This is a genomic window from Ancylobacter sp. IITR112 (assembly GCF_041415945.1).
Taxonomy (GTDB): Bacteria; Pseudomonadota; Alphaproteobacteria; order Rhizobiales; family Xanthobacteraceae; genus Ancylobacter.
Genome location: NZ_JBGCUS010000001.1, coordinates 876,586 through 894,984 on the forward strand (window position 1 = coordinate 876,586; position 18,399 = coordinate 894,984).

Genomic DNA, 18,399 nt, shown 5'->3' on the forward strand with positions numbered 1-18,399 from the left:
TATCGACGGTCGCCACCGCCGCTCCGCCGCGTCTCGCTTTGCGGCGCGATCAATGGCAAAGACTGACCCGTGATTTTCAGCCCGTGGCGTGCCATGACGGTGTCGAGATCCTCGCCACACGCCCGGGATCGTTCCGGAGGACCCCATGCATCATTTCGTTCGTCGTGCCGCCGCCCTGTTGCTGGCTCCCTGCCTTCTCGCCGGCGCGTCCGCCGCCCATGCGCAGACCGCGCCGGCCGGGCCCAAGGCGCCGGTGCGCACGGAAACCACCACCTTCGACAATTGGGTGGTGACCTGCCGCGCCAGCATCGAGAAGGGCTCGAAAAAGACCTGCGTCGCCTCGCTCAAGGTGACGGAATCGAAGTCGAAGAAGACCGTGCTGCTCTGGCAGATCGGCCAGGACAAGGCCGGCGCTCCGACCTATCTCGTGCGCACCCCGCTCGGCGTGCGGCTGAAGGATGGCGTGCAGATCACCATCGGCAAGGGCAAGCCGCGCAAGATCGACTATGCCTCCTGCGGCCGTGGCGGCTGCGAGGCGATCGGTCCGTTTGAGGACGCCTTCGGCAAGGAGCTTCTCACTGCCAAGGAAGTCATTGCGAGTTTCGTCCTCGCCAATGGTCAGACGGTCAATGTGAACCTGCCCATGGCCGGCATCGCCCAGGCGCTGCCGGCGCTGAAGGGCTGAGTGATTCCCCCGCGTCGCCACCTCGCCCCGCGGCGCGCCTCGACGCGGCCGCCGGGCGCGTGGCGGCGATGGGCCGGCGGAGCATGCGGGCGCGGCGGCCGACGTTTCCGTCCCGCCCGTCGTCGCAAGCTGCGGCGCCTGTCCTGCGCGTCGCTGCGCCCCGGAGAGCCCCGCCTCCCGCGCCGGGCTGCCATGAAGTCGATTGCGCCAGCGCTCGTGAATGTTACATTTCAGGCGAGATGATGGACAAAGCGAGCTTGGCCCTGCGTGTCGCAGGGCCGGCGCGACGGCTTCGGCCGGGGAAGTTGAAATGGTCGACGAGACCCAGATTTGGGCCGGAGAGCGGGTAGCGGAAACGTCGGCCGTCGATGAGAGGCCTTCTGCGCGTCCGCGCCAGGCCGGGTCGGCCCATGGTGCCCCCGCCGGTACGGCCAGCCGTGACGCGCGATCGGCGGCGCGTCCGCGCAACACGGATCCCTGTTATGCCGCGCTGGACCTCGGCACCAATAATTGCCGGCTTCTGGTCGCCCGCCCCACCGGCAGCGGGTTTCGCGTCGTGGATGCCTTCTCGCGCATTGTCCGGTTGGGTGAGGGGCTGATCGGCTCCGGCCGCCTCGGCGAGGCGGCGATGGATCGTGCGGTGGAGGCGCTGAAAGTCTGCGCGTCGAAGATCGAGGCGCGGCACATTGTCGACCGCCGGCTGATCGCCACAGAAGCCTGCCGCTCGGCGGTGAATGGCGCGGACTTCATCAGCCGGGTCCGGCGCGAGACCGGGCTCGAGCTTGAAATCGTCGACCGAGAGACCGAAGCGCGCCTCGCCGCTTCCGGCTGCACGCCGCTGGTCGACCCCACCTCCGATGGGGCGGTGCTTTTCGACATTGGCGGCGGCTCGACCGAGGTGGTGTGGCTGGACCGGGTGGAAACCCGCGATGGCGGCCCGCCGGCCGCGGTGATCCGCGCCTGGGTGTCGGTGCCGCTCGGCGTCGTCACGGTGGCCGAGCGCCATGGCGGCGTGAAGGTGACACGCGACGATTTCGAAGCCATGGTCAATGAGTTCACGCCGCACCTCACCGGCTTTGTGAAGGCGGTGGGACCGCATAATTGCGGCCGGCTGCATCTTTTGGGTACATCCGGCACGGTGACGACGATTGCCGGTGTGCATCTCGACCTGCCGCGCTATGACCGCTCGCAGGTGGATGGCACCTGGCTCGGCGCCGAGCAGGTGCGGGTCGTGGTCGACCGGCTGCTGGCCATGCCCTTCGCCGAGCGCGCCGCCAATCCCTGCATCGGCGCTGAACGTGCCGATCTGGTACTGGCAGGCTGCGCGATTTTGGAATCGGTGCGCCGGGCCTTTCCCTGCGACCGTCTGCGTGTCGCCGATCGCGGCCTGCGGGAAGGAATATTGGTGGAACTGATGCGTGCCGATGGTGTGTGGCGGTCGAGGGCCGGAGCCTCGACGTGATTGACAAGCCCCAGGCCGGCAAGGGCGGTGAGGCACGGCCGCTCAAGGTGCGGCTGAAGAAAGCCCGCTCGCTCAGCTCCTCCTCGCAGAAATGGCTGCAGCGCCAGCTCAACGATCCCTATGTCGCGCGCGCCAAGCGCGAGGGCTGGCGCTCGCGTGCCGCCTTCAAGCTGATCGAGATCGACGACAAGCTGAAGATCCTGAAGCCCGGCATGCGCGTGGTCGATCTCGGCGCCGCCCCCGGCGGGTGGAGCCAGGTCGCGGCGAAGAAGCTGAAGCTGGAGGAGGGGCGCGGCAAGATCGTCGCCATCGACCTTTTGGAGATCGACCCGATCGCCGGCGTCGACTTCGCCCAGATGGACTTCCTCAAGGACGAGGCGCCCGAGCAGCTCAAGGCGATGCTCGGCGGCGAGGCCGACCTCGTCATGTCCGACATGGCCGCCAACACAACCGGGCACAGGGCGACCGACCATTTGCGCATCGTCGGGCTGGTGGAACTCGCCATCGACTTCGCCCGCCAGGTGCTGGCGCCTGGCGGCTGCTTCATCGCCAAGGTGTTTCAGGGCGGCACGGAAGGCACGTTGCTGGCGGACCTGAAGCGCGACTTCACCGCCGTGCGTCACATCAAGCCGCAGGCGAGCCGGGCGGATTCGGCGGAACTCTATGTGGTGGCGACGGGCTTCCGACGGCGAGGGGTACTAGACCCTACACGTTCATCCTAATCACGATCCCATCTGGCAAGAAGAATTCATTGAACTTGTTGCCGCTGAAGTAAGCGTTGCCGATATCTGGAATTCTTATAAATTGGGACATCCCTTTTATTGCAGGATGATTGTCTTGTATGTATTCTGTTGTTCCTATATCAAGTCCCGATAACTGTGATGAATGGGATGATATTGTTTCAGCGATTATACGGTAAAACTCGCGTTTATCATTGATTGACCGATTTGGAGTTATCCATAGCTTCCATGTGTTGCTGTCAGGTTGGTGTACCCACATCACTGCGCGGGGCTTGATGCTAGTGTTATCAAGAAGGTGTGTGAGTTCGTGGGCCTGTTTTACCAGAACTGCTTGATCCATTGCATAATTCCGTTGTCTATGTCGGTTATGGATTCAATCAGTAATTGAGATTCGATAGCAGAGCAGCTGCGATACCTTGAATCTGGTGACCACTCATTCGCTATTCCCCAATTTGCAGCGAAATGAGAGTTGGAATCTTGCTTACGTTTTAGCTCATCCCTTAATCCAGCAAGGCCGATAAGATTCATATATTGGTGGGATAATACGTCTCGGAGAATCGATTTATCAGGAATTGTCTCTGCAGCTATCTGTTTGGCGATGCAGGCCTTTAGGGCGAGTTCGACACCGTATCCCGCCAAGTAATATGCATTTGACCAGCGCTGGTGCTGCAGCAACAGGCATGCGTCATCAATTTTGGCTTGGGCATATCCTTGTAAATCAGTTCGCCTCATGCGAGCCTCGCCGCCGTTCCGTGCAGCCTTTATCGCACATAGTGCGCGGCTTGGCTTGTAGCATATTATCAAGGCTCCCCTCTCCTCAGCCCGCACTCCCCATCTCCCCCGGCGGTCCGGCCATCTGCGCCGGCTTCACCCGCCTCTGCGCCAGTTCCGCGCCGGCATTGGGCGGCAGGCGGAGGAAGAAGAACACCGAGCACACTGCGATCCCCGCCACGACGAGGAAAGCGACGCTGAAATCGCTGAGCGCGATGGTGCCGTCGCCGCGCCAGCCGCGCAGCGCGTCCAGTACCAGCGCCGCCACCGCCACCCCGGTGGAAATCGCCACCTGCTGCGCCACGCTGGCGAAGCTGGTGGCCCGGCTCATCGCCTCGGCGGGGATGTCGGCATAAGAGAGCGCATTGGTGCTGGTGAATTGCAGCGAGCGGAAAAAGCCGCCCAGCAGCAGCGCGCCCACCAGCGCGAGATAGGGCATGCCGGGCCGGAACAGCGCTCCCACCGCGATGAACGCCGCCGCGATGACGCAGTTCACCACCAGCACGCGGCGGAAGCCGAAGGCGCGGATGATGGGGGCGGCGGTGAATTTCATCGTCATCGCCCCCGCCGCCGAGGCGAAGGTGATCATGCCGGAGGCGAAGGGGGTGAGGCCGAAGCCGAGCTGCAGCAACAGCGGCAGCAGGAAGGGCAGGGCGCCGATGCCGACCCGGAACAGCGAGGCGCCGACCACGCCGGCGAAGAAGGTGGGGATCTTCAGGAGGGCGAGGTCGAGGATCGGCTTCACCGTGCGCCGGGCGTGGCGGATGTAGAACGCCATCGCCACCGCGCCCACCGCGATGACCGCGACCGCAAGGGAAGGCGAAACGGCGTGCTGGCCCAGCAGCGCGAAGCCGAAGACGAGGCCGGCCAGCCCGAGCCCCGACAGCAACATGCCCTTGAGATCGAAGGGCGGCACATCGGGCTCGCGAATGTCCGGAATGAAGCGGCTGACCAGCGCGAAACCGAGAATGCCGATCGGCAGGTTGAGGAAGAAGATGTAGCGCCAGTCGAAATAGGTGGTGATGAAGCCACCGAGCGGCGGGCCGATCACCGGCCCCAGCAGGGCGGGAATGGTGAGCCAGGCGAGCGCCGAGACGAGCTCTTCCTTCGGTACAGTGCGCAGGATGACCAGCCGGCCGACCGGCACCATCATCGCCCCGCCCATGCCTTGCAGGATGCGGTAGGCGACGAAATCCGGCAGCGAATGCGCCATTCCGCACAGCAGCGAGCCGGCGGTGAACAGGGCGATGGCGGCGCGAAACACGGTGCGCGAACCGAATCGGTCGGCGAACCAGCCGCTCGCGGGGATGAACACGGCAAGGCTCAGCAGATAGGAGGTCAGCGCCAGCTTCAGCGAGATCGGATCTTCGCGCAGATCGGCGGCGATGGCCGGCAGCGAGGTGGCGATCACGGTCGAATCGAGCTGCTCCATGAACAGTGCGCAGGCGACGATGAGCGGGACGAGACGTTCGGAGCGCACGGGCCGTTCCGGGATGGCGGGCGGGGGAGACGAGCAGCTTTCCGGCTATAACGCCGCAATCGCGCCCCCGCGACCACAAATGCACGCACAAATCTGTCATCCACGCCGGTTACGCAGGGGCTTCCTGGCGCGTATCGGCATTGCGTTCTGCACAGAGATAGACGCCTAGGAAAGCGTACAAGGCCATGGTATGAGCCCTCGCCAACTCGAAGCGCGCGGGCGCTGTCACAAAGGCCCGGTTCGTTTCGTTTCATCCATCCATCGGGCGGGTCGGGAGCCGTGTTCCCCTTGCCCCTAATCGGGAGTTGGCGATGTCGGTCTATGACGGCCTCGCGCGGGAAGCGCTCACCTTCGACGACGTGCTGCTGAAGCCCGGCCTTTCCGATGTCATGCCGGGCGAAGTCGACATACGCTCGCGCGTCACGCGGAACATCGCGCTCAACATCCCGATCCTGTCCTCGGCCATGGACACCGTCACCGAATGGCGGCTTGCCATCGCCATGGCGCAGGCCGGCGGCCTCGGCGTCATCCACCGCAACCTCGATCCCGAGGTGCAGGCCGAGCATGTGCGCCTCGTGAAGAAGTTCGAAAGCGGCATGGTGGTGAACCCCGTCACCATCCATCCCGACCAGCCTCTGGCCGACGCTCTGGCGCTGATGAAGAACCACCGCATTTCCGGCATCCCGGTGGTCGAGCGCGGCCCGAACGGGCGCGGCGGCAAGCTGGTCGGCATCCTCACCAACCGCGATGTTCGCTTCGCTACCAATCCGGCGCAGCCCATCTCCGAACTGATGACGAAGGAGCGGCTGATCACGGTCCGCGAAGGCGTCGACCAGGCCGAGGCCAAGCGCCTGCTGCACGCGCACCGCATCGAGAAGCTGCTGGTGGTGGATGATGAAGGCCGCTGCGTCGGCCTCATCACCGTCAAGGACATGGAGAAGGCCGTCACCAACCCCAACGCCGCCAAGGACGAGCAGGGCCGCCTGCGCGTCGGCGCGGCGACCACGGTGGGCGAGGATGGCTATCGCCGGGCCGAGCTGCTGGTCGAGGCCGGCGTCGATCTCGTCGTGGTCGACACCGCGCATGGCCATTCCCGCAAGGTGCTCGATCAGGTGAGCCGCATCAAGACGCTGTCCAACAGCGTGCAGATCCTCGCCGGCAATGTGGCCACCGCCGAGGCGACGCAGGCGCTGATCGACGCCGGCGCCGACGCGATCAAGGTCGGCATCGGGCCGGGCTCGATCTGCACCACCCGCATCGTCGCCGGTGTCGGCGTGCCGCAGCTCACCGCCATTCTCGATGCGGTGGAAGCCGCGAAGAAGAGCGATGTGCCTGTCATCGCCGATGGCGGGATCAAGTTCTCCGGCGATCTCGCCAAGGCGCTCGCCGCCGGCGCGGACTGCGCCATGGTCGGCTCGCTGCTGGCCGGCACGGATGAGAGCCCGGGCGAGGTCTATCTCTACCAGGGCCGGTCCTATAAGTCGTATCGCGGCATGGGGTCGGTGGGTGCCATGGCCCGCGGCTCGGCCGACCGCTATTTCCAGGCCGAGGTGAAGGACACGCTGAAGCTGGTGCCGGAGGGCATTGAGGGTCAGGTGGCCTATAAGGGGCCGGTCGGTGGCGTGCTGCACCAGCTCGCCGGCGGCCTGCGTGCCGCCATGGGCTATGTCGGCGGCGCGACGCTGCAGGACTTCCGCGAGAAGGCGCGGTTCGTGCGCATTTCCGGTGCCTCGCTGCGGGAAAGTCATGTGCATGACGTGACCATCACCCGCGAGAGCCCAAACTATCCGGGAGCCGTCTGAGCGCCGGCTTTCCGCTGGCGCCGCACCGATGAAGGAGGGCTGACCATGTACGTCACCGCCACGCTGTTGCCCGTGTTCGTGCAGGTCGCCCTCACCTTCGCCGTGCTGTTCCGGCTGGGGGCGGTGCGTCTCAAAGCCATCCGCGCCGGCGGGCTGGTGCGCGAGGAGGTGGTGCTGGGGGATGCGGGCTGGCCGCCGATCGTGCGGCAGGCCAGCAACTGCTTCCGCAACCAGTTCGAACTGCCGGTGCTGTTCTATGTGCTGGTGGTGCTGGCGCTGGTGACGCGGCAGACGAGCGACCTGTTTCTTGTGCTGGCGTGGCTGTTCGTTTTAAGCCGCATCGTCCACGCCATCGTCCACACGACCCACAATGATGTGCGCTGGCGTTTCGGCGCCTTCGCCTTCGGCGCGCTGGTGTTGCTCGCGATGTGGGTGCTGTTCGCACTCGCGATCCTGCTGGCGCCGGCTCTGCCGTAAACCTTTGTTATTGGAGTTGAAATGACGCCGGCTGCCAGGCTTTCCGCCGCTATCGAGGTGATCGGCACGATCCTCGCCGAACGCCGTCCGGCCGCCGACGTGCTGAAGGAATGGGGCCGCAGCCACCGCTTCGCCGGCTCGGGCGATCGGGCTGCCGTGGCCTCGATAGTCTATGACACGCTACGCCGCCGCGCCTCATCAGCCTGGATCATGGGCGAACGTGTCGGCGAGGAGACCCCGCGCGGGCTTGTTCTCGGCATGCTGAAGCTGGCGCGGGGTCTCGATGTCGACGCCATCGCTGCGCTCTGCGACGGCTCCCGCTTCGCCCCCGCGCCGCTGAGCGACGAGGAGCGTCAGCGTCTGTCTGAGGTCAGCCTCGACGACGCGCCTGCGCCGGTGCGCGGCGATTACCCGGAGTGGCTCGAAGCCCCGCTCGCTGCCGTGTTCGGTGACACGCGTGCCGAGGAGGGCGCGGCGCTGGCCGAACGGGCTCCGCTGGATCTGCGCGTCAATTCGCTCAAGGGCGATGTCGAGAAGGCGCGCGAGCTGGTCGGCCATCTCGAGCCGGCCCCCGGGGCCTGGTCGCCGCTCGCTTTGCGCATCGCGCTGGAAGCCGACGGCAAAGCGCCCCCGCTCACCTCCGAGCCGGCCTATCTCAAGGGGCTGGTGGAGATACAGGACGAAGGCTCGCAGATCGCCGCCATTCTCGCCGCTCCGCCGCGCGGCGGGCAGGTGCTGGATCTGTGCGCCGGCGGTGGCGGCAAGACGTTGGAACTCGCCGCGCTGATGGATGGTGCCGGCCAGCTCTACGCCTATGACGACGATCTGCGCCGCCTCGCGCCGATTCACGAGCGGGTGCAGCGCGCCGGCGCTCACAATGTCCAGGTGCGCTCGCCGCGCGGCAAGGCGGACGTGCTGGAAGACCTCGCCGGCCGCATGGACCTCGTGCTGGTGGACGCGCCCTGCACCGGCACCGGCACCTGGCGCCGCAACCCGGATGCGAAATGGCGCATGCGTCCCGGCGCGCTCGCCGAGCGGGTGAAGGAACAGGCCGCGATCCTCGATACCGCCGCCGCCTATGTGAAGCCGGGCGGACGCCTCGCCTATGTCACCTGCTCCCTGCTCGACGAGGAGAATACCGAGCAGGTGCGGGCCTTTCTCGACCGTCACCCCGCCTTCCGCCTCGTGCCGCCGGCGGAAGCCGCGCTGGCGCTCGGCGAGCGCGGCATGGCACTGCGCGCCGCAGCGCTGGAGCGGCCCGAGGGGCTGCTGCTGACCCCGCGCCGCACCGGCACGGACGGCTTCTTCATCAGCCTGATGGTGCGCGGTGAGCAAGCCGGATAAATGAACGCAACAGAGACCGCCCGCGCCGCCGAGAGCCACGAGACAGAGCCCGCCATGACCCAGTTTGAACCGACCGCCGCCACCGCCGAGCACGACACCATCCTCATCATCGACTTCGGCTCGCAGGTCACGCAGCTCATCGCCCGCCGCGTGCGCGAGGAGGGGGTCTATTCCGAGATCGTGCCGTTCCAGAGCGCGGCGGAAGCGGTGCGGCGGCTGAAGCCGGTTGGCATCATCTTCTCCGGCGGCCCCGCCTCCGTCACGGATGCGGACAGCCCGCGCGCGCCGCAGGAAGCGTTCGATCTCGGCGTGCCGATCTTCGCCATCTGCTACGGCCAGCAGACCTGCGCGCTGCAACTCGGCGGCGAGGTGGAGGGTGGCCACGCCGCGGAATTCGGCCGCGCCGAGGTGACGGTGCACAAGCCGAGCGCGCTCTATGAGGGCGTGTGGGAGGTGGGCGAGCGCTATCCCGTGTGGATGAGCCATGGCGACCGCGTGACCCGCCTGCCGGAGGGATTCGAGGTGGTGGCGACCTCCGAGAACGCGCCCTTCGCTGTCGCGGTGAACGAGCAGCGCCGCATCTACACCACCATGTTCCACCCGGAAGTGGTGCACACGCCGCATGGCGCGGCGCTGATCCGCAATTTCGTCCGCAAGATCGCCGGCGCGCGCGGCGACTGGGGCATGCGGGCGTATCGCGAGGAGTCCATTCGCCGCATCCGCGAGCAGGTGGGGGCGGAAAAGGTGATCTGCGGCCTGTCGGGCGGCGTCGATTCCTCCGTGGCGGCGGTGCTGATCCACGAGGCGATCGGCGACCAGCTCACCTGCGTGTTCGTCGACCACGGCCTGCTGCGGCTCGGCGAGGCGGAGAAGGTCGTCACCCTGTTCCGCGACGCCTACAACATCCCGCTGGTGCATGTGGATGCGTCCGAGATGTTCTTGGGTGCGCTGGCGGGCGTGACTGACCCCGAGGTGAAGCGCAAGACCATCGGCAAGCTGTTCATCGACGTGTTCGAGGCCGAGGCGAAGAAGATCGGCGGTGCCGCCTTCCTCGCCCAGGGCACGCTCTACCCCGACGTGATCGAGTCGGTTTCGTTCACCGGCGGCCCCTCGGTGACGATCAAGAGCCACCACAATGTGGGTGGTCTGCCCGACCGTATGAACATGAAGCTGGTGGAGCCGCTGCGCGAACTGTTCAAGGACGAGGTGCGCGCGCTCGGCCGCGAACTCGGCCTCCCGGAGGTGTTTGTCGGTCGCCACCCCTTCCCGGGACCAGGCCTCGCCATACGCTGCCCCGGCGAGATCACCCGCGAGAAGCTCGACATCCTGCGCCTTGCCGATGAGATCTACCTCGAAGAGATCCGCCGCCACGGGCTTTACGAGGAAATCTGGCAGGCCTTCGCCGTGATCCTGCCGGTGAAGACCGTGGGCGTGATGGGCGACTTCCGCACCTATGACTATGTGGTCGGCCTGCGCGCCGTCACCTCGGTGGACGGCATGACGGCGGATTTCTACCCGTTCGACATGGCCTTCCTCGGCCGCGTCGCCACCCGCATCGTCAACGAGGTGAAGGGCGTCAACCGCGTGGTCTACGATGTGACCTCCAAGCCGCCCGGGACCATCGAGTGGGAGTGAACTAGGGTGGTTTCAGACCATCCAGCGCCGTGCTGGAAATCGCACCAACCCATTGGCTAGAAACGATTTTTCTTCCTACCCCGTATCACTGCATGTCACCCCAGCCGGACCACTTTGTTGGTACCGATGTTGGTATGGCGCAGGATGGTCGAGAAACGGGCTTTCGATACCAGCAGCGCCTGTTGATGGTATCCGTTCGCCCCTCGATCGGATGCGGATTTATGAGCGAACTCACTGATAAAGAACTGAAAAATCTCAAGCCGAGGGCCAAGCTCTACAAGGTGACGGACCGCGATGGGATGTACGCGGCCGTCACCCCCACCGGCGTCGTCTCGTTCCGGTATCAGTACCGGGTGAACGGGCGGCAGGAGGTCTTGACCATCGGCCGATATAAGGCCGAGGCGACGCGCAAGCTGACACGGGCGCCCGACGCCCTGGAGTACGGCATGGAGGTGTCGCTTGCGGAGGCGAGAACGCTGCTGGCGCGCGCCCGTCGTCAGGTCGAGCGGGGCGAGTCGCCGTCGAAAGCCAAGGTAGAGAAGCGCACCGCGTCAGCCGAGGCGTTGACGTTCGGCGGGTGGGCGGAAGCCTATTTCAAGCATAAGGCCGATCCCAAGTCAGGGGCCGAGAAACTGGCTGACAGCACCCTGTCGATGCGCCGATCCGTCTATGATCGCGCCATCGCGGGAGAGTTGTCGAAGCTCAAGCTCGGGGAAGTGACGCCGCAACGCCTCAAACATCTGTGCGACGAGGTTAAAGAGAAGCGCGGGCCGGCCGTCGCCGTGCATGTCCGCGAGGTCGTGTTGCTGGTGTTCCGTCATGCTCAGGGAAGCGGGCTGGACGTGAGCAATCCGGCCGAGTCGATCCGCACCAGCGCCATCGCCACCTTTGAGCCCCGCGAGCGCGCCCTTTCACCCTCCGAGGTCCGCGCGGTCCTGGCGGCCTTGGATCATGTGTCGGCGGCGCCCGCGCTACGCTTGGCGGTGAAGTTTGTCCTGCTGACCGGCGTCCGGAAGTCCGAGTTCATCGACGCCACCTGGAAGGAAATCGACTTCGCCGCCGCCCGCTGGACGATCCCGGCCGAGCGCATGAAGGCCGGCAAGGCGCATGTGGTCCCGCTGAGCGATCAGGCTCTCGACATTCTGACGGTGTTCCGCACCATGTTCGGCGCCAGCCGATACCTGCACCCCGGCCGATACGACAGCGATACGCCGATCAGCAATGCCACCCTCAACCGCGTGATCGACACCGTTGTGGAGCGCATCCGCGAGACTGATCCTGATTTTCAGAGCTTCGGCGTTCACGATCTCCGTCGCACATTCTCGACCGGCCTGAACCGCGCCAAGTTTGATGATCGTTGGATCGAGATGAGCCTGGCCCATGCGCCCCGGAACCGGATCGCCGCCGTCTACAACGTGAACCGCTACCTCGCCGAGCGAAAGATCATGCTTCAGTGCTGGGCTGACATGCTCGACGCTTGGGTAGACGGGCGATCCGCGAGGGATCTGATCGCCGCCGCAAAACAGCGCGCCGCCGAGGTTCACGATGAAGAGTTGGATGATGATCTCTGAGTGATGCTTCCTCGTCCATTCTGTCAGTCATTGGTGGCCCGCCATCGGGGCGGATCGGCAACCCATCGGTTGATGTCGGATTCCCGCCAGCCAGCGCCGTTGGTGCTGATCTTCAGCTGAGCGGGGAAGGTCCCTTCCGCGATTTTGCGGTAGATGGTGGAACGGGACAGGCCGGTGCGGGCGAGGACGGTCTTCAGGCGGATGATACGCTCTGGTGTCTGCATGGCGGTGCTGCCTCCTACTGGACGCGCCTGATGGCGCCTGCTCCAGACAAGGCATGGGATCACCGACCGGCAAGAGGATGAACGGGGCCGGTGGGGCGTGGCGAACCGGCGGCGGCACATCGGACGGATTTAGAGACCGAGGCTCCGGCTCCGGTCGAAGTCGATGCCCTGGCTGTGGGCGAGTTCTCGGCCCAGGCTGCGGCCGGTTTCAAAGCTGATGCCGAGTTCCTTCCTGCGAGTGGCGAGCAGGGATTCGAGCTGCGGATCGCGCTCCAGGCTACGCGCCATGTCGCCCATCTGGACGCGGGTCGCCTTGTAGCCGGCGGTGTCGCCTTGCGCGTACTGGCGTTCGCGGTTCCGGTCGAGCTTCTGCCAGCGTTCCACGAAGCGATCGGCGCGGCGCTCCGGATCGGTGCGGATTTCGGTTTCAAGCTGGAGGGCGCGGACGGCGCGATTGAGCTTGCCGCCGCCGGCTTCGTGCACCAGCTCCGGGTCCTTCTCATAGGCCGCTTCTGCATCTCGCCAGCCATGGGGCCGTACCTCCTCAAACGCCTTGCGGGCGTCGGTGAGCTCGCGCAGCTGCTCGGGCGTTCCCTGGCCGGTCGCCTCCGCCGTGGTGAGGATCGCGTCCCACGCGCGGGCATGACGGATGAGCGCGCGGGTTCGCGCCCGCCGCAGCACCGCCTCTGGATCCTCCGGAGGCTCTTGGGCGAGCGGCGCGACTTTGCTCGCGAGCTCTTCGCGCAGGGCTGGCGCTTCCCGTCCCGCGTCCACGGACGGCTTTAGCGTATCAACGAGGTCGCGTAGCTTCTCCGGGACCTTCCGCACCATCTCCATTACCCGCTGGCGGAAGGTGATGCCGCGCCGCTCGGCATAGGCCTGCGCCGGGTCGGAGCGCGCGTAGTCCGACGCCATGTCCTTGGCCCGGTCACGCGACAGGGTGCGTACCAGCCGGTCCCCATCCGCGAAGTCGTCGCGGCCATAGTGCAGCTCCATCCCGTCGCGGTGGCGCGACAGCGCGACATAGCTGGAATGGGCATCCATGCCGGGCGTCGCCAGCACATGGGTGCGGTCTACCGTCATGCCCTGCGCCTTGTGGATGGTGGCGGCATAGCCGTGGTCGATGCGGTTATAATCCTTCACTTCGAAGGAGATGGATCGTCCATCATCCGTGCGCACCGACATGCTTTGCGCGCTGACCTGCTCGATGGTGCCGAGCGTGCCGTTCTTCACGCCCAGCCCACGCTCGTTCTGCAGGAACATGACACGGTCGCCGCGGGCGAAGGAGCGCGCCCCGCGCTCCACGATGACACGCACCTCCTCGCCGAGATCGCCGGCCTCCCGCATGCGTGCGCGGGCGGCCTGGTTGAGCGCGCGCACCTCGTCATTGGTGTGGGTGAGGATGATGCGGCTGCGGTCCGGCGCGGCCTGGCGGTCTCGGTCCCAGCGGTCGATCAGCTCGCCACGTGCCTGCTCCCGCGTTTGAGCGGCATGGACCATGCCATTCCTCTCATAGGCCTGGATGGCCTCGTCGATCTTGCCAGTCGCCAGGTCGCGCGTGGCGTCGCGCTGCCACTCCGCGCGCTGGCGGCGCACTTCGCTGATCTCAGCACCACTGTAGCGCTCGACGAGGGAGCGGAAGGCGGCGCCGGCCTCAATGGATTGCAGCTGCTGCGGATCGCCAACCAGCACCACCTTGGCGCCAACGTCAGCGGCATGGGAGAGCACGCGCCCCAGCTGGCGCGTGCCGACCATGCCGGCCTCGTCGATCACCAGAACATCGCGTGAGGTGAGCATATCCCGACCCTGGCTCCAGCCATGTTCAAGACTGGCGATGGTGCGCGACGTGATGCCCGATCCGCTCTCCAGATTCTCCGCCGCAATGCCGGACAGGGCCACGCCGCGAACCTCCAGGCCGGCCGCCTCCCAGGCCTCGCGGGCGACACCCAGCATCGCGCTCTTCCCCGTCCCGGCATAGCCGACGACGATGCCGAGATCGCGCGTGCCCGTGATCTGCGCCAGTGCGTCGGACTGCTCGCCGGAGAGAACAAGCCCGCGCTGCTCGGCACGCGCCAGCGCCGCGTTCCTGTCGCCATCCCTCACCGCATGGCGCTCGCGCTCGGCCATCATCCCGGCGGCCCTATGCAGGCGCTGCTCGGCCTCGATCATTTGCCGCGTGGTGAAGCGATTTTCGCCCCGTCCGTCCTTGCCGAGCTCGACGAGATCGGGCGCACGGCCCATCGCGCCCATCACCTCGTTGAACTGCTCGATCCCGTCACTGTGGCGATGCGCGAAGCGCGCCATGTCGCGCCGGGTGAAGGTCGACTGCTGATGGCTGATGGCATCCAGTGCCAGGGCCGGATCGGCGATGATCCGTGCACCATTGCCGCGCGCGATCTCGCGATGCAGCTCCGCCCGATCAGCAGCCTCAATCCCTTCCCCTTCGATGCGCTGGGCGGGTGCGCCGATCTGGCTCTGCGGCTCCAGCGCGATGCCCTGCGCCTCAAAACTGCGATGATCGATGCGCGCGTCGATGTCGAGTTCGGCCAGCCGCTCATTAGCGAGCACGGCCCAGCGCTCGCGCCAGCGCTCCACTATCTGGGTCGCATTCCACTCGCGCACCTTCGGGCCGAAGCCATCCTCGTCCACCGAGCGCATGGTGAGCATGACATGGGCATGGGGCTTGGCCATGCCATCCTCGCCACGATCCCAATGCACATTGAGATCGGCGACCATACCGAGATCGACGAACTCGGATTGGACGAAGTCGCGGGCGAGCGCGATCCCCTGCGCGTGGTTCATCTCTCGCGGCAGGGCGAACTCGACCTCGCGGGCGAGCTGCGCGTCCTTCCGCAGCTCGAAGGCTTCGACATCGTTCCAGAGCCGCTCGCGGTCGCCCCAAACCTCAGGCGCCCCGTCGGGCAGCAGTACCTCGGAATGCACGACGCCGCGCTTGCTGGAGAAGTCCTGGACACGATCGATGCGCGCATCGCGCAACCGTCCAGCAGAGCGGTAGGCGGCGGACGCTACCGCACTGGAGCCGGCCTTGCGGCCGATGACCTTGACGTGAAGATGATAGATCGCCATCGCGATCCGAACATCAGCACGGCGAAGCGAACGTCGGAACGACGTATAAGCGCGCCCTCCCTCGAAAAAATCTCGGGAGCGACGAGCCCATCCCAGTCTGTCCCGGCAATAGTACAGCCCTCCAGATCGCACTCAACTATCATTCGTCAATCGACTGCTGATGGAGAGGACCATGCGCAAGCCACGGGACTTCGACGCGGAACTGAAGGCACTGGAAGACAAGGCACGAGATCTCAGAACCCGCAAAGTACAGCAACTCGGCGATCTGGTGATCGCCACTGGCGCCGACACGCTCACGGTAGAGGAATTGGCCGGCGCCCTGCTCGTGCTGGCCGAGACCAAGGACCCCGGACGGAAGGAGGCGTGGGCGCGACGGGGCGCCGCGTTCTTTCAGGGACGGGCACGCCGATCTGCATCAGCGCCTGACGACAACGCAGTCAGCGCTCCGGCGCAACCGGGCAGCGCGCAACCGTCATCAGACAGCACGGGCGCGGCATGATATGCGCGACTGGCAGGTCGAGCGTCGCAAGCGCACGCGGCGCCTGATCGAGCTCGGCGGGCTCGTCGTCAAATCGGGCGTCGACCTAACCGGCGACGATCGCGCCGTGATCTATGGGGCGCTGCTCTGGATGGCGGACAAGCTCCAAGGTGAGCAGGGAGAACAGGCGCGCAGCCTTTGGATGGCGAAAGCAAAGCAGGCGTTCGAAGAAGACCGCCATGAGTGAAAACTGTGGCCTGACCCGTAGTTGCTCTTGGCCTGATCCGCTTCGGGCGAGGTTCGACCAAGGCCAGGGCGAATTGCGACTTTTCTATTTGTGGCAGATCACGCAGCCAGCCGACGCTTCGTCTATCGGACCAAGCCGGAGATCGCGCTCGCCGAGATCGATCGGGCACGCGCGGCGGGCCTGCGCTTCGGCTGCGTGCTGTCCGATGCCGGCTATGGCCTCTCCGCCTCGTTCCGGCAGGGCCTGAGCGAGCGGGGGCTTGTCTGGGCGGTCGGCATTGCCTTCAAGCAGAAGGTCTATCCCGTCGACGTGGCGATGATTTTCCCCGTCGCCGGGCGCGGCCGCCCGCGAAAGCGCCATGTCCCGGACACGGCGTCGGTCAGCGCACAGGCGATGCTGGAAGAGGCGCCTTGGCGGATGCTGAGCTGGCGGCGCGGGACGAAGGGGCGCCTGAAGGCCCGCTTTGCTGCGAGGCGCGTGCGTGTCGCCGACGGTCCGCCACAGCGGATCGGCGCCATGGGCGCCCAGCATCTGCCGGGCGAGGAGGTCTGGCTGATCGGAGAACACCGCTCAAATGGAGACCGCAAATACTATCTCTCGAACCTGCCGGCCGACACCTCGCTCACGCACTTGGCCGGCGCGATCAAGGCGCGCTGGATCTGTGAGCAGGCGCATCAGCAGTTGAAGGAGGAACTCGGTCTCGACCACTTTGAGGGACGATCATGGGCCGGGCTGCACCGCCACGCGCTCATGACCATGATTGCCTACGCCTTCCTCCAGTCCCGCCGCCCCAAACAGGCGAAGCGGGAAAAAAAGAAGCCAGGGTCCGCCACCACAGCCAACCCTTCCAGCGATCCGGGCAGCCATCATCTTCAGGATCGAACGGTCGCCTCCGACGCGATGTCCTCATTGCAACCGATGGCTCGTTCCTAAAAATCTGCCAAAGTAGTGCTAGGGACGGCTCAACGATGTATTTCTTGCAACTCCTGGAAAATAACTGGCGAATAGGCAGCGTTTAAATCGATAAGTTGAAAAATATATCGGAGAACCTTGAGCGATTAAACTCATCAGAAAAATCTTTTTGAACAAATTTTTAAGTAACAACCCGACCTAGCTCTTGATCGACAAAATATCTCGCGCCTTAAATATTCTCATTTGCCGAGGTATATTTCCCTGGAAATCTAAATGGAGAGCCCCGGCAAAAATTGCATAAAAATGTGTCTGCTCAAAATTTGACCCACAGCTGCGCTTGACAGGCGGTAGAGCCTATGCAAGTTTTTTGCCAGCAACACAGCTATCCGAAAATATCGGCATCAACGCCCCACTGCTCTCGCCCCCTCAATGGGACGGGCCGCGTGGGGCGTTTTGCGTTGTTAGCCCGAAAACCTGGAGGATAATCATGTCGACTGTCATGCCGCAAAATGCCCAGCTTACCGGTTCGAGGGCCGCGCCCGTCGCCATTCCCCTGCGCGACGTCCTGCCCTGGGCCGTCTTCGGTGGCCTCATGATGGTTCTGGCCATCTATTTCGTCGGTGTCGAAGAAGGCGCCCTCTCACTCTTCTCGGGGTCCTACGTCCACGAATACGTGCACGACGCCCGCCACCTGCTCGGCTTCCCCTGCCACTGAGGAGTGAGAAAATGGCCGGAAAACTCTTGTTCAAGGGGATGTTGGCCGGTCTGGTCGCCGGCCTTGTCATCTTCGTCTTCCTCCACGCCTTCGGCGAATCCCAGATCGAGCACGCCATCGCCTTCGAGGAACGCATGGAGGCCGCCCAGGCGCTCCCGCAGGGCGGGCACGCCATGGCGACCGAGCCTGAACTCGTCAGCCGGCAGATCCAGGCCGGCATCGGCCTGCTCACTGGCGTCCTCGTCTATGGCGCGGGCGTCGGCGGCCTCTTCGCCATCGCCTTTGCCTTCGCCAATGGACGCCTCGGCCCTCTCAGCCCACGAAGCACGGCGATCCTCCTGGCCTGCGTCGGCCTGATCGCGGCGATCCTCGTCCCCGCGCTCAAATATCCGCCCAATCCGCCCGCCGTCGGCAGCGGGGACACCATCAACGCCCGCACACAGCTCTACTTCGTGATGATGGCCTTCTCGCTGATCACCGCCGTGGCCTCACTTATCACAGCACGCAGACTCTGGGCTTCCCTCGGCGGCTGGCGCGCCAGCCTCCTCGCGGCAGGCGCCTATGTTGTCGCCATCGCTCTGGCAATGGCCGCCCTGCCTTCGATCAACGAGATCCCCGAGGCCTTCCCTATCGACACGCTCCACAACTTCCGCCTCGCATCCCTGGCCGCCCACGTCATCTTCTGGACCGTTCTCGCTGCCGCCTTCGCGGCAATCCACACCAAACAAAAGCCCGCCGCGCCCCACAGCCAGGCCGTGCAATGACCCTC

16 protein-coding genes and 1 pseudogene are annotated in these 18,399 nt (G+C 65.4%); 13 read left to right on the forward strand and 4 right to left on the reverse strand.

Annotated features, from left to right (window positions below):
- The first annotated feature begins 145 nt into the window (after positions 1 to 145).
- The 3 genes from AAC979_RS03975 to AAC979_RS03985 all read left to right on the forward strand — a co-directional run bounded on the left by AAC979_RS03975 (position 146) and on the right by AAC979_RS03985 (position 2,869).
- Positions 146 to 685 (forward strand): invasion associated locus B family protein, encoded by a 540-nt coding sequence (locus AAC979_RS03975; protein WP_371345519.1) that lies wholly within the window; start codon positions 146 to 148, stop codon positions 683 to 685.
- 310 nt (positions 686 to 995) lie between these two features.
- Complete coding sequence (locus AAC979_RS03980; RefSeq protein WP_371345520.1) at positions 996 to 2,147, forward strand: Ppx/GppA phosphatase family protein; 1,152 nt, start codon at positions 996 to 998, stop codon at positions 2,145 to 2,147.
- Positions 2,144 to 2,869 (forward strand): RlmE family RNA methyltransferase, encoded by a 726-nt coding sequence (locus tag AAC979_RS03985; protein WP_371345521.1) that lies wholly within the window; start codon positions 2,144 to 2,146, stop codon positions 2,867 to 2,869. The genes AAC979_RS03980 and AAC979_RS03985 overlap by 4 nt, the downstream gene beginning before the upstream one ends.
- Before the next feature lie 336 nt (positions 2,870 to 3,205).
- Here AAC979_RS03985 and AAC979_RS03990 read toward each other — a convergent pair whose 3' ends face one another.
- Positions 3,206 to 3,619, reverse strand: coding sequence for a hypothetical protein (locus AAC979_RS03990; RefSeq protein ID WP_371345522.1), 414 nt, complete (start codon positions 3,617 to 3,619; stop codon positions 3,206 to 3,208).
- Positions 3,620 to 3,704: 85 nt separating this feature from the next.
- Positions 3,705 to 5,138, reverse strand: a complete 1,434-nt coding sequence (locus AAC979_RS03995) for an MFS transporter (RefSeq protein ID WP_371345523.1) — start codon at positions 5,136 to 5,138, stop codon at positions 3,705 to 3,707.
- A gap of 311 nt (positions 5,139 to 5,449) precedes the next feature.
- Here AAC979_RS03995 and guaB point away from each other — a divergent pair, with 311 nt between their 5' ends.
- The 5 genes from guaB (at position 5,450) to AAC979_RS04020 (ending at position 11,967) form a co-directional block, all read left to right on the forward strand.
- Positions 5,450 to 6,940 carry an IMP dehydrogenase gene (gene guaB / locus AAC979_RS04000; RefSeq protein WP_371345524.1) on the forward strand — a complete coding sequence of 497 codons (1,491 nt, stop codon included), beginning with the start codon at positions 5,450 to 5,452 and terminating at the stop codon, positions 6,938 to 6,940.
- Positions 6,941 to 6,985: 45 nt separating this feature from the next.
- Positions 6,986 to 7,417 carry an MAPEG family protein gene (locus tag AAC979_RS04005; protein ID WP_371345525.1) on the forward strand — a complete coding sequence of 144 codons (432 nt, stop codon included), beginning with the start codon at positions 6,986 to 6,988 and terminating at the stop codon, positions 7,415 to 7,417.
- A gap of 21 nt (positions 7,418 to 7,438) precedes the next feature.
- Positions 7,439 to 8,761 (forward strand): RsmB/NOP family class I SAM-dependent RNA methyltransferase, encoded by a 1,323-nt coding sequence (locus AAC979_RS04010; RefSeq protein WP_371345526.1) that lies wholly within the window; start codon positions 7,439 to 7,441, stop codon positions 8,759 to 8,761.
- Between the two features lie 54 nt (positions 8,762 to 8,815).
- Positions 8,816 to 10,396 carry a glutamine-hydrolyzing GMP synthase gene (guaA, locus tag AAC979_RS04015; protein ID WP_371348993.1) on the forward strand — a complete coding sequence of 527 codons (1,581 nt, stop codon included), beginning with the start codon at positions 8,816 to 8,818 and terminating at the stop codon, positions 10,394 to 10,396.
- Between the two features lie 221 nt (positions 10,397 to 10,617).
- Positions 10,618 to 11,967, forward strand: a complete 1,350-nt coding sequence (locus AAC979_RS04020; RefSeq protein WP_371345527.1) for a tyrosine-type recombinase/integrase — start codon at positions 10,618 to 10,620, stop codon at positions 11,965 to 11,967.
- A gap of 23 nt (positions 11,968 to 11,990) precedes the next feature.
- On the opposite strand, the gene AAC979_RS04025 is transcribed toward AAC979_RS04020, so the two are convergent.
- Complete coding sequence (locus AAC979_RS04025) at positions 11,991 to 12,191, reverse strand: AlpA family transcriptional regulator (RefSeq protein ID WP_011996101.1); 201 nt, start codon at positions 12,189 to 12,191, stop codon at positions 11,991 to 11,993.
- A gap of 129 nt (positions 12,192 to 12,320) precedes the next feature.
- The gene (traA, locus tag AAC979_RS04030; protein WP_371345528.1) at positions 12,321 to 15,278 is read right to left on the reverse strand and encodes a Ti-type conjugative transfer relaxase TraA; all 2,958 of its coding nucleotides are present in this window, start codon (positions 15,276 to 15,278) and stop codon (positions 12,321 to 12,323) included.
- A gap of 172 nt (positions 15,279 to 15,450) precedes the next feature.
- On the opposite strand from traA, the gene AAC979_RS04035 reads away from it, so the two are divergent.
- From AAC979_RS04035 to AAC979_RS04055, 5 genes and pseudogenes are all read left to right on the forward strand, one after another.
- The gene (locus AAC979_RS04035; RefSeq protein ID WP_371345529.1) at positions 15,451 to 15,777 is read left to right on the forward strand and encodes a conjugal transfer protein TraD; all 327 of its coding nucleotides are present in this window, start codon (positions 15,451 to 15,453) and stop codon (positions 15,775 to 15,777) included.
- A gap of 1 nt (position 15,778) precedes the next feature.
- Entirely contained in the window at positions 15,779 to 16,003 is a 225-nt protein-coding gene (locus AAC979_RS04040) for a conjugal transfer protein TraD (RefSeq protein WP_371345530.1), read from the forward strand.
- Positions 16,004 to 16,129: 126 nt separating this feature from the next.
- Positions 16,130 to 16,936 (forward strand): annotated as a pseudogene (locus AAC979_RS04045) (IS701 family transposase); the annotation flags it as partial.
- A 466-nt stretch (positions 16,937 to 17,402) separates the two neighbouring features.
- Complete coding sequence (locus tag AAC979_RS04050) at positions 17,403 to 17,630, forward strand: CbtB-domain containing protein (RefSeq protein WP_371345531.1); 228 nt, start codon at positions 17,403 to 17,405, stop codon at positions 17,628 to 17,630.
- Between the two features lie 11 nt (positions 17,631 to 17,641).
- Positions 17,642 to 18,394, forward strand: a complete 753-nt coding sequence (locus AAC979_RS04055; RefSeq protein ID WP_371345532.1) for a CbtA family protein — start codon at positions 17,642 to 17,644, stop codon at positions 18,392 to 18,394.
- Positions 18,395 to 18,399 lie beyond the last annotated feature (5 nt).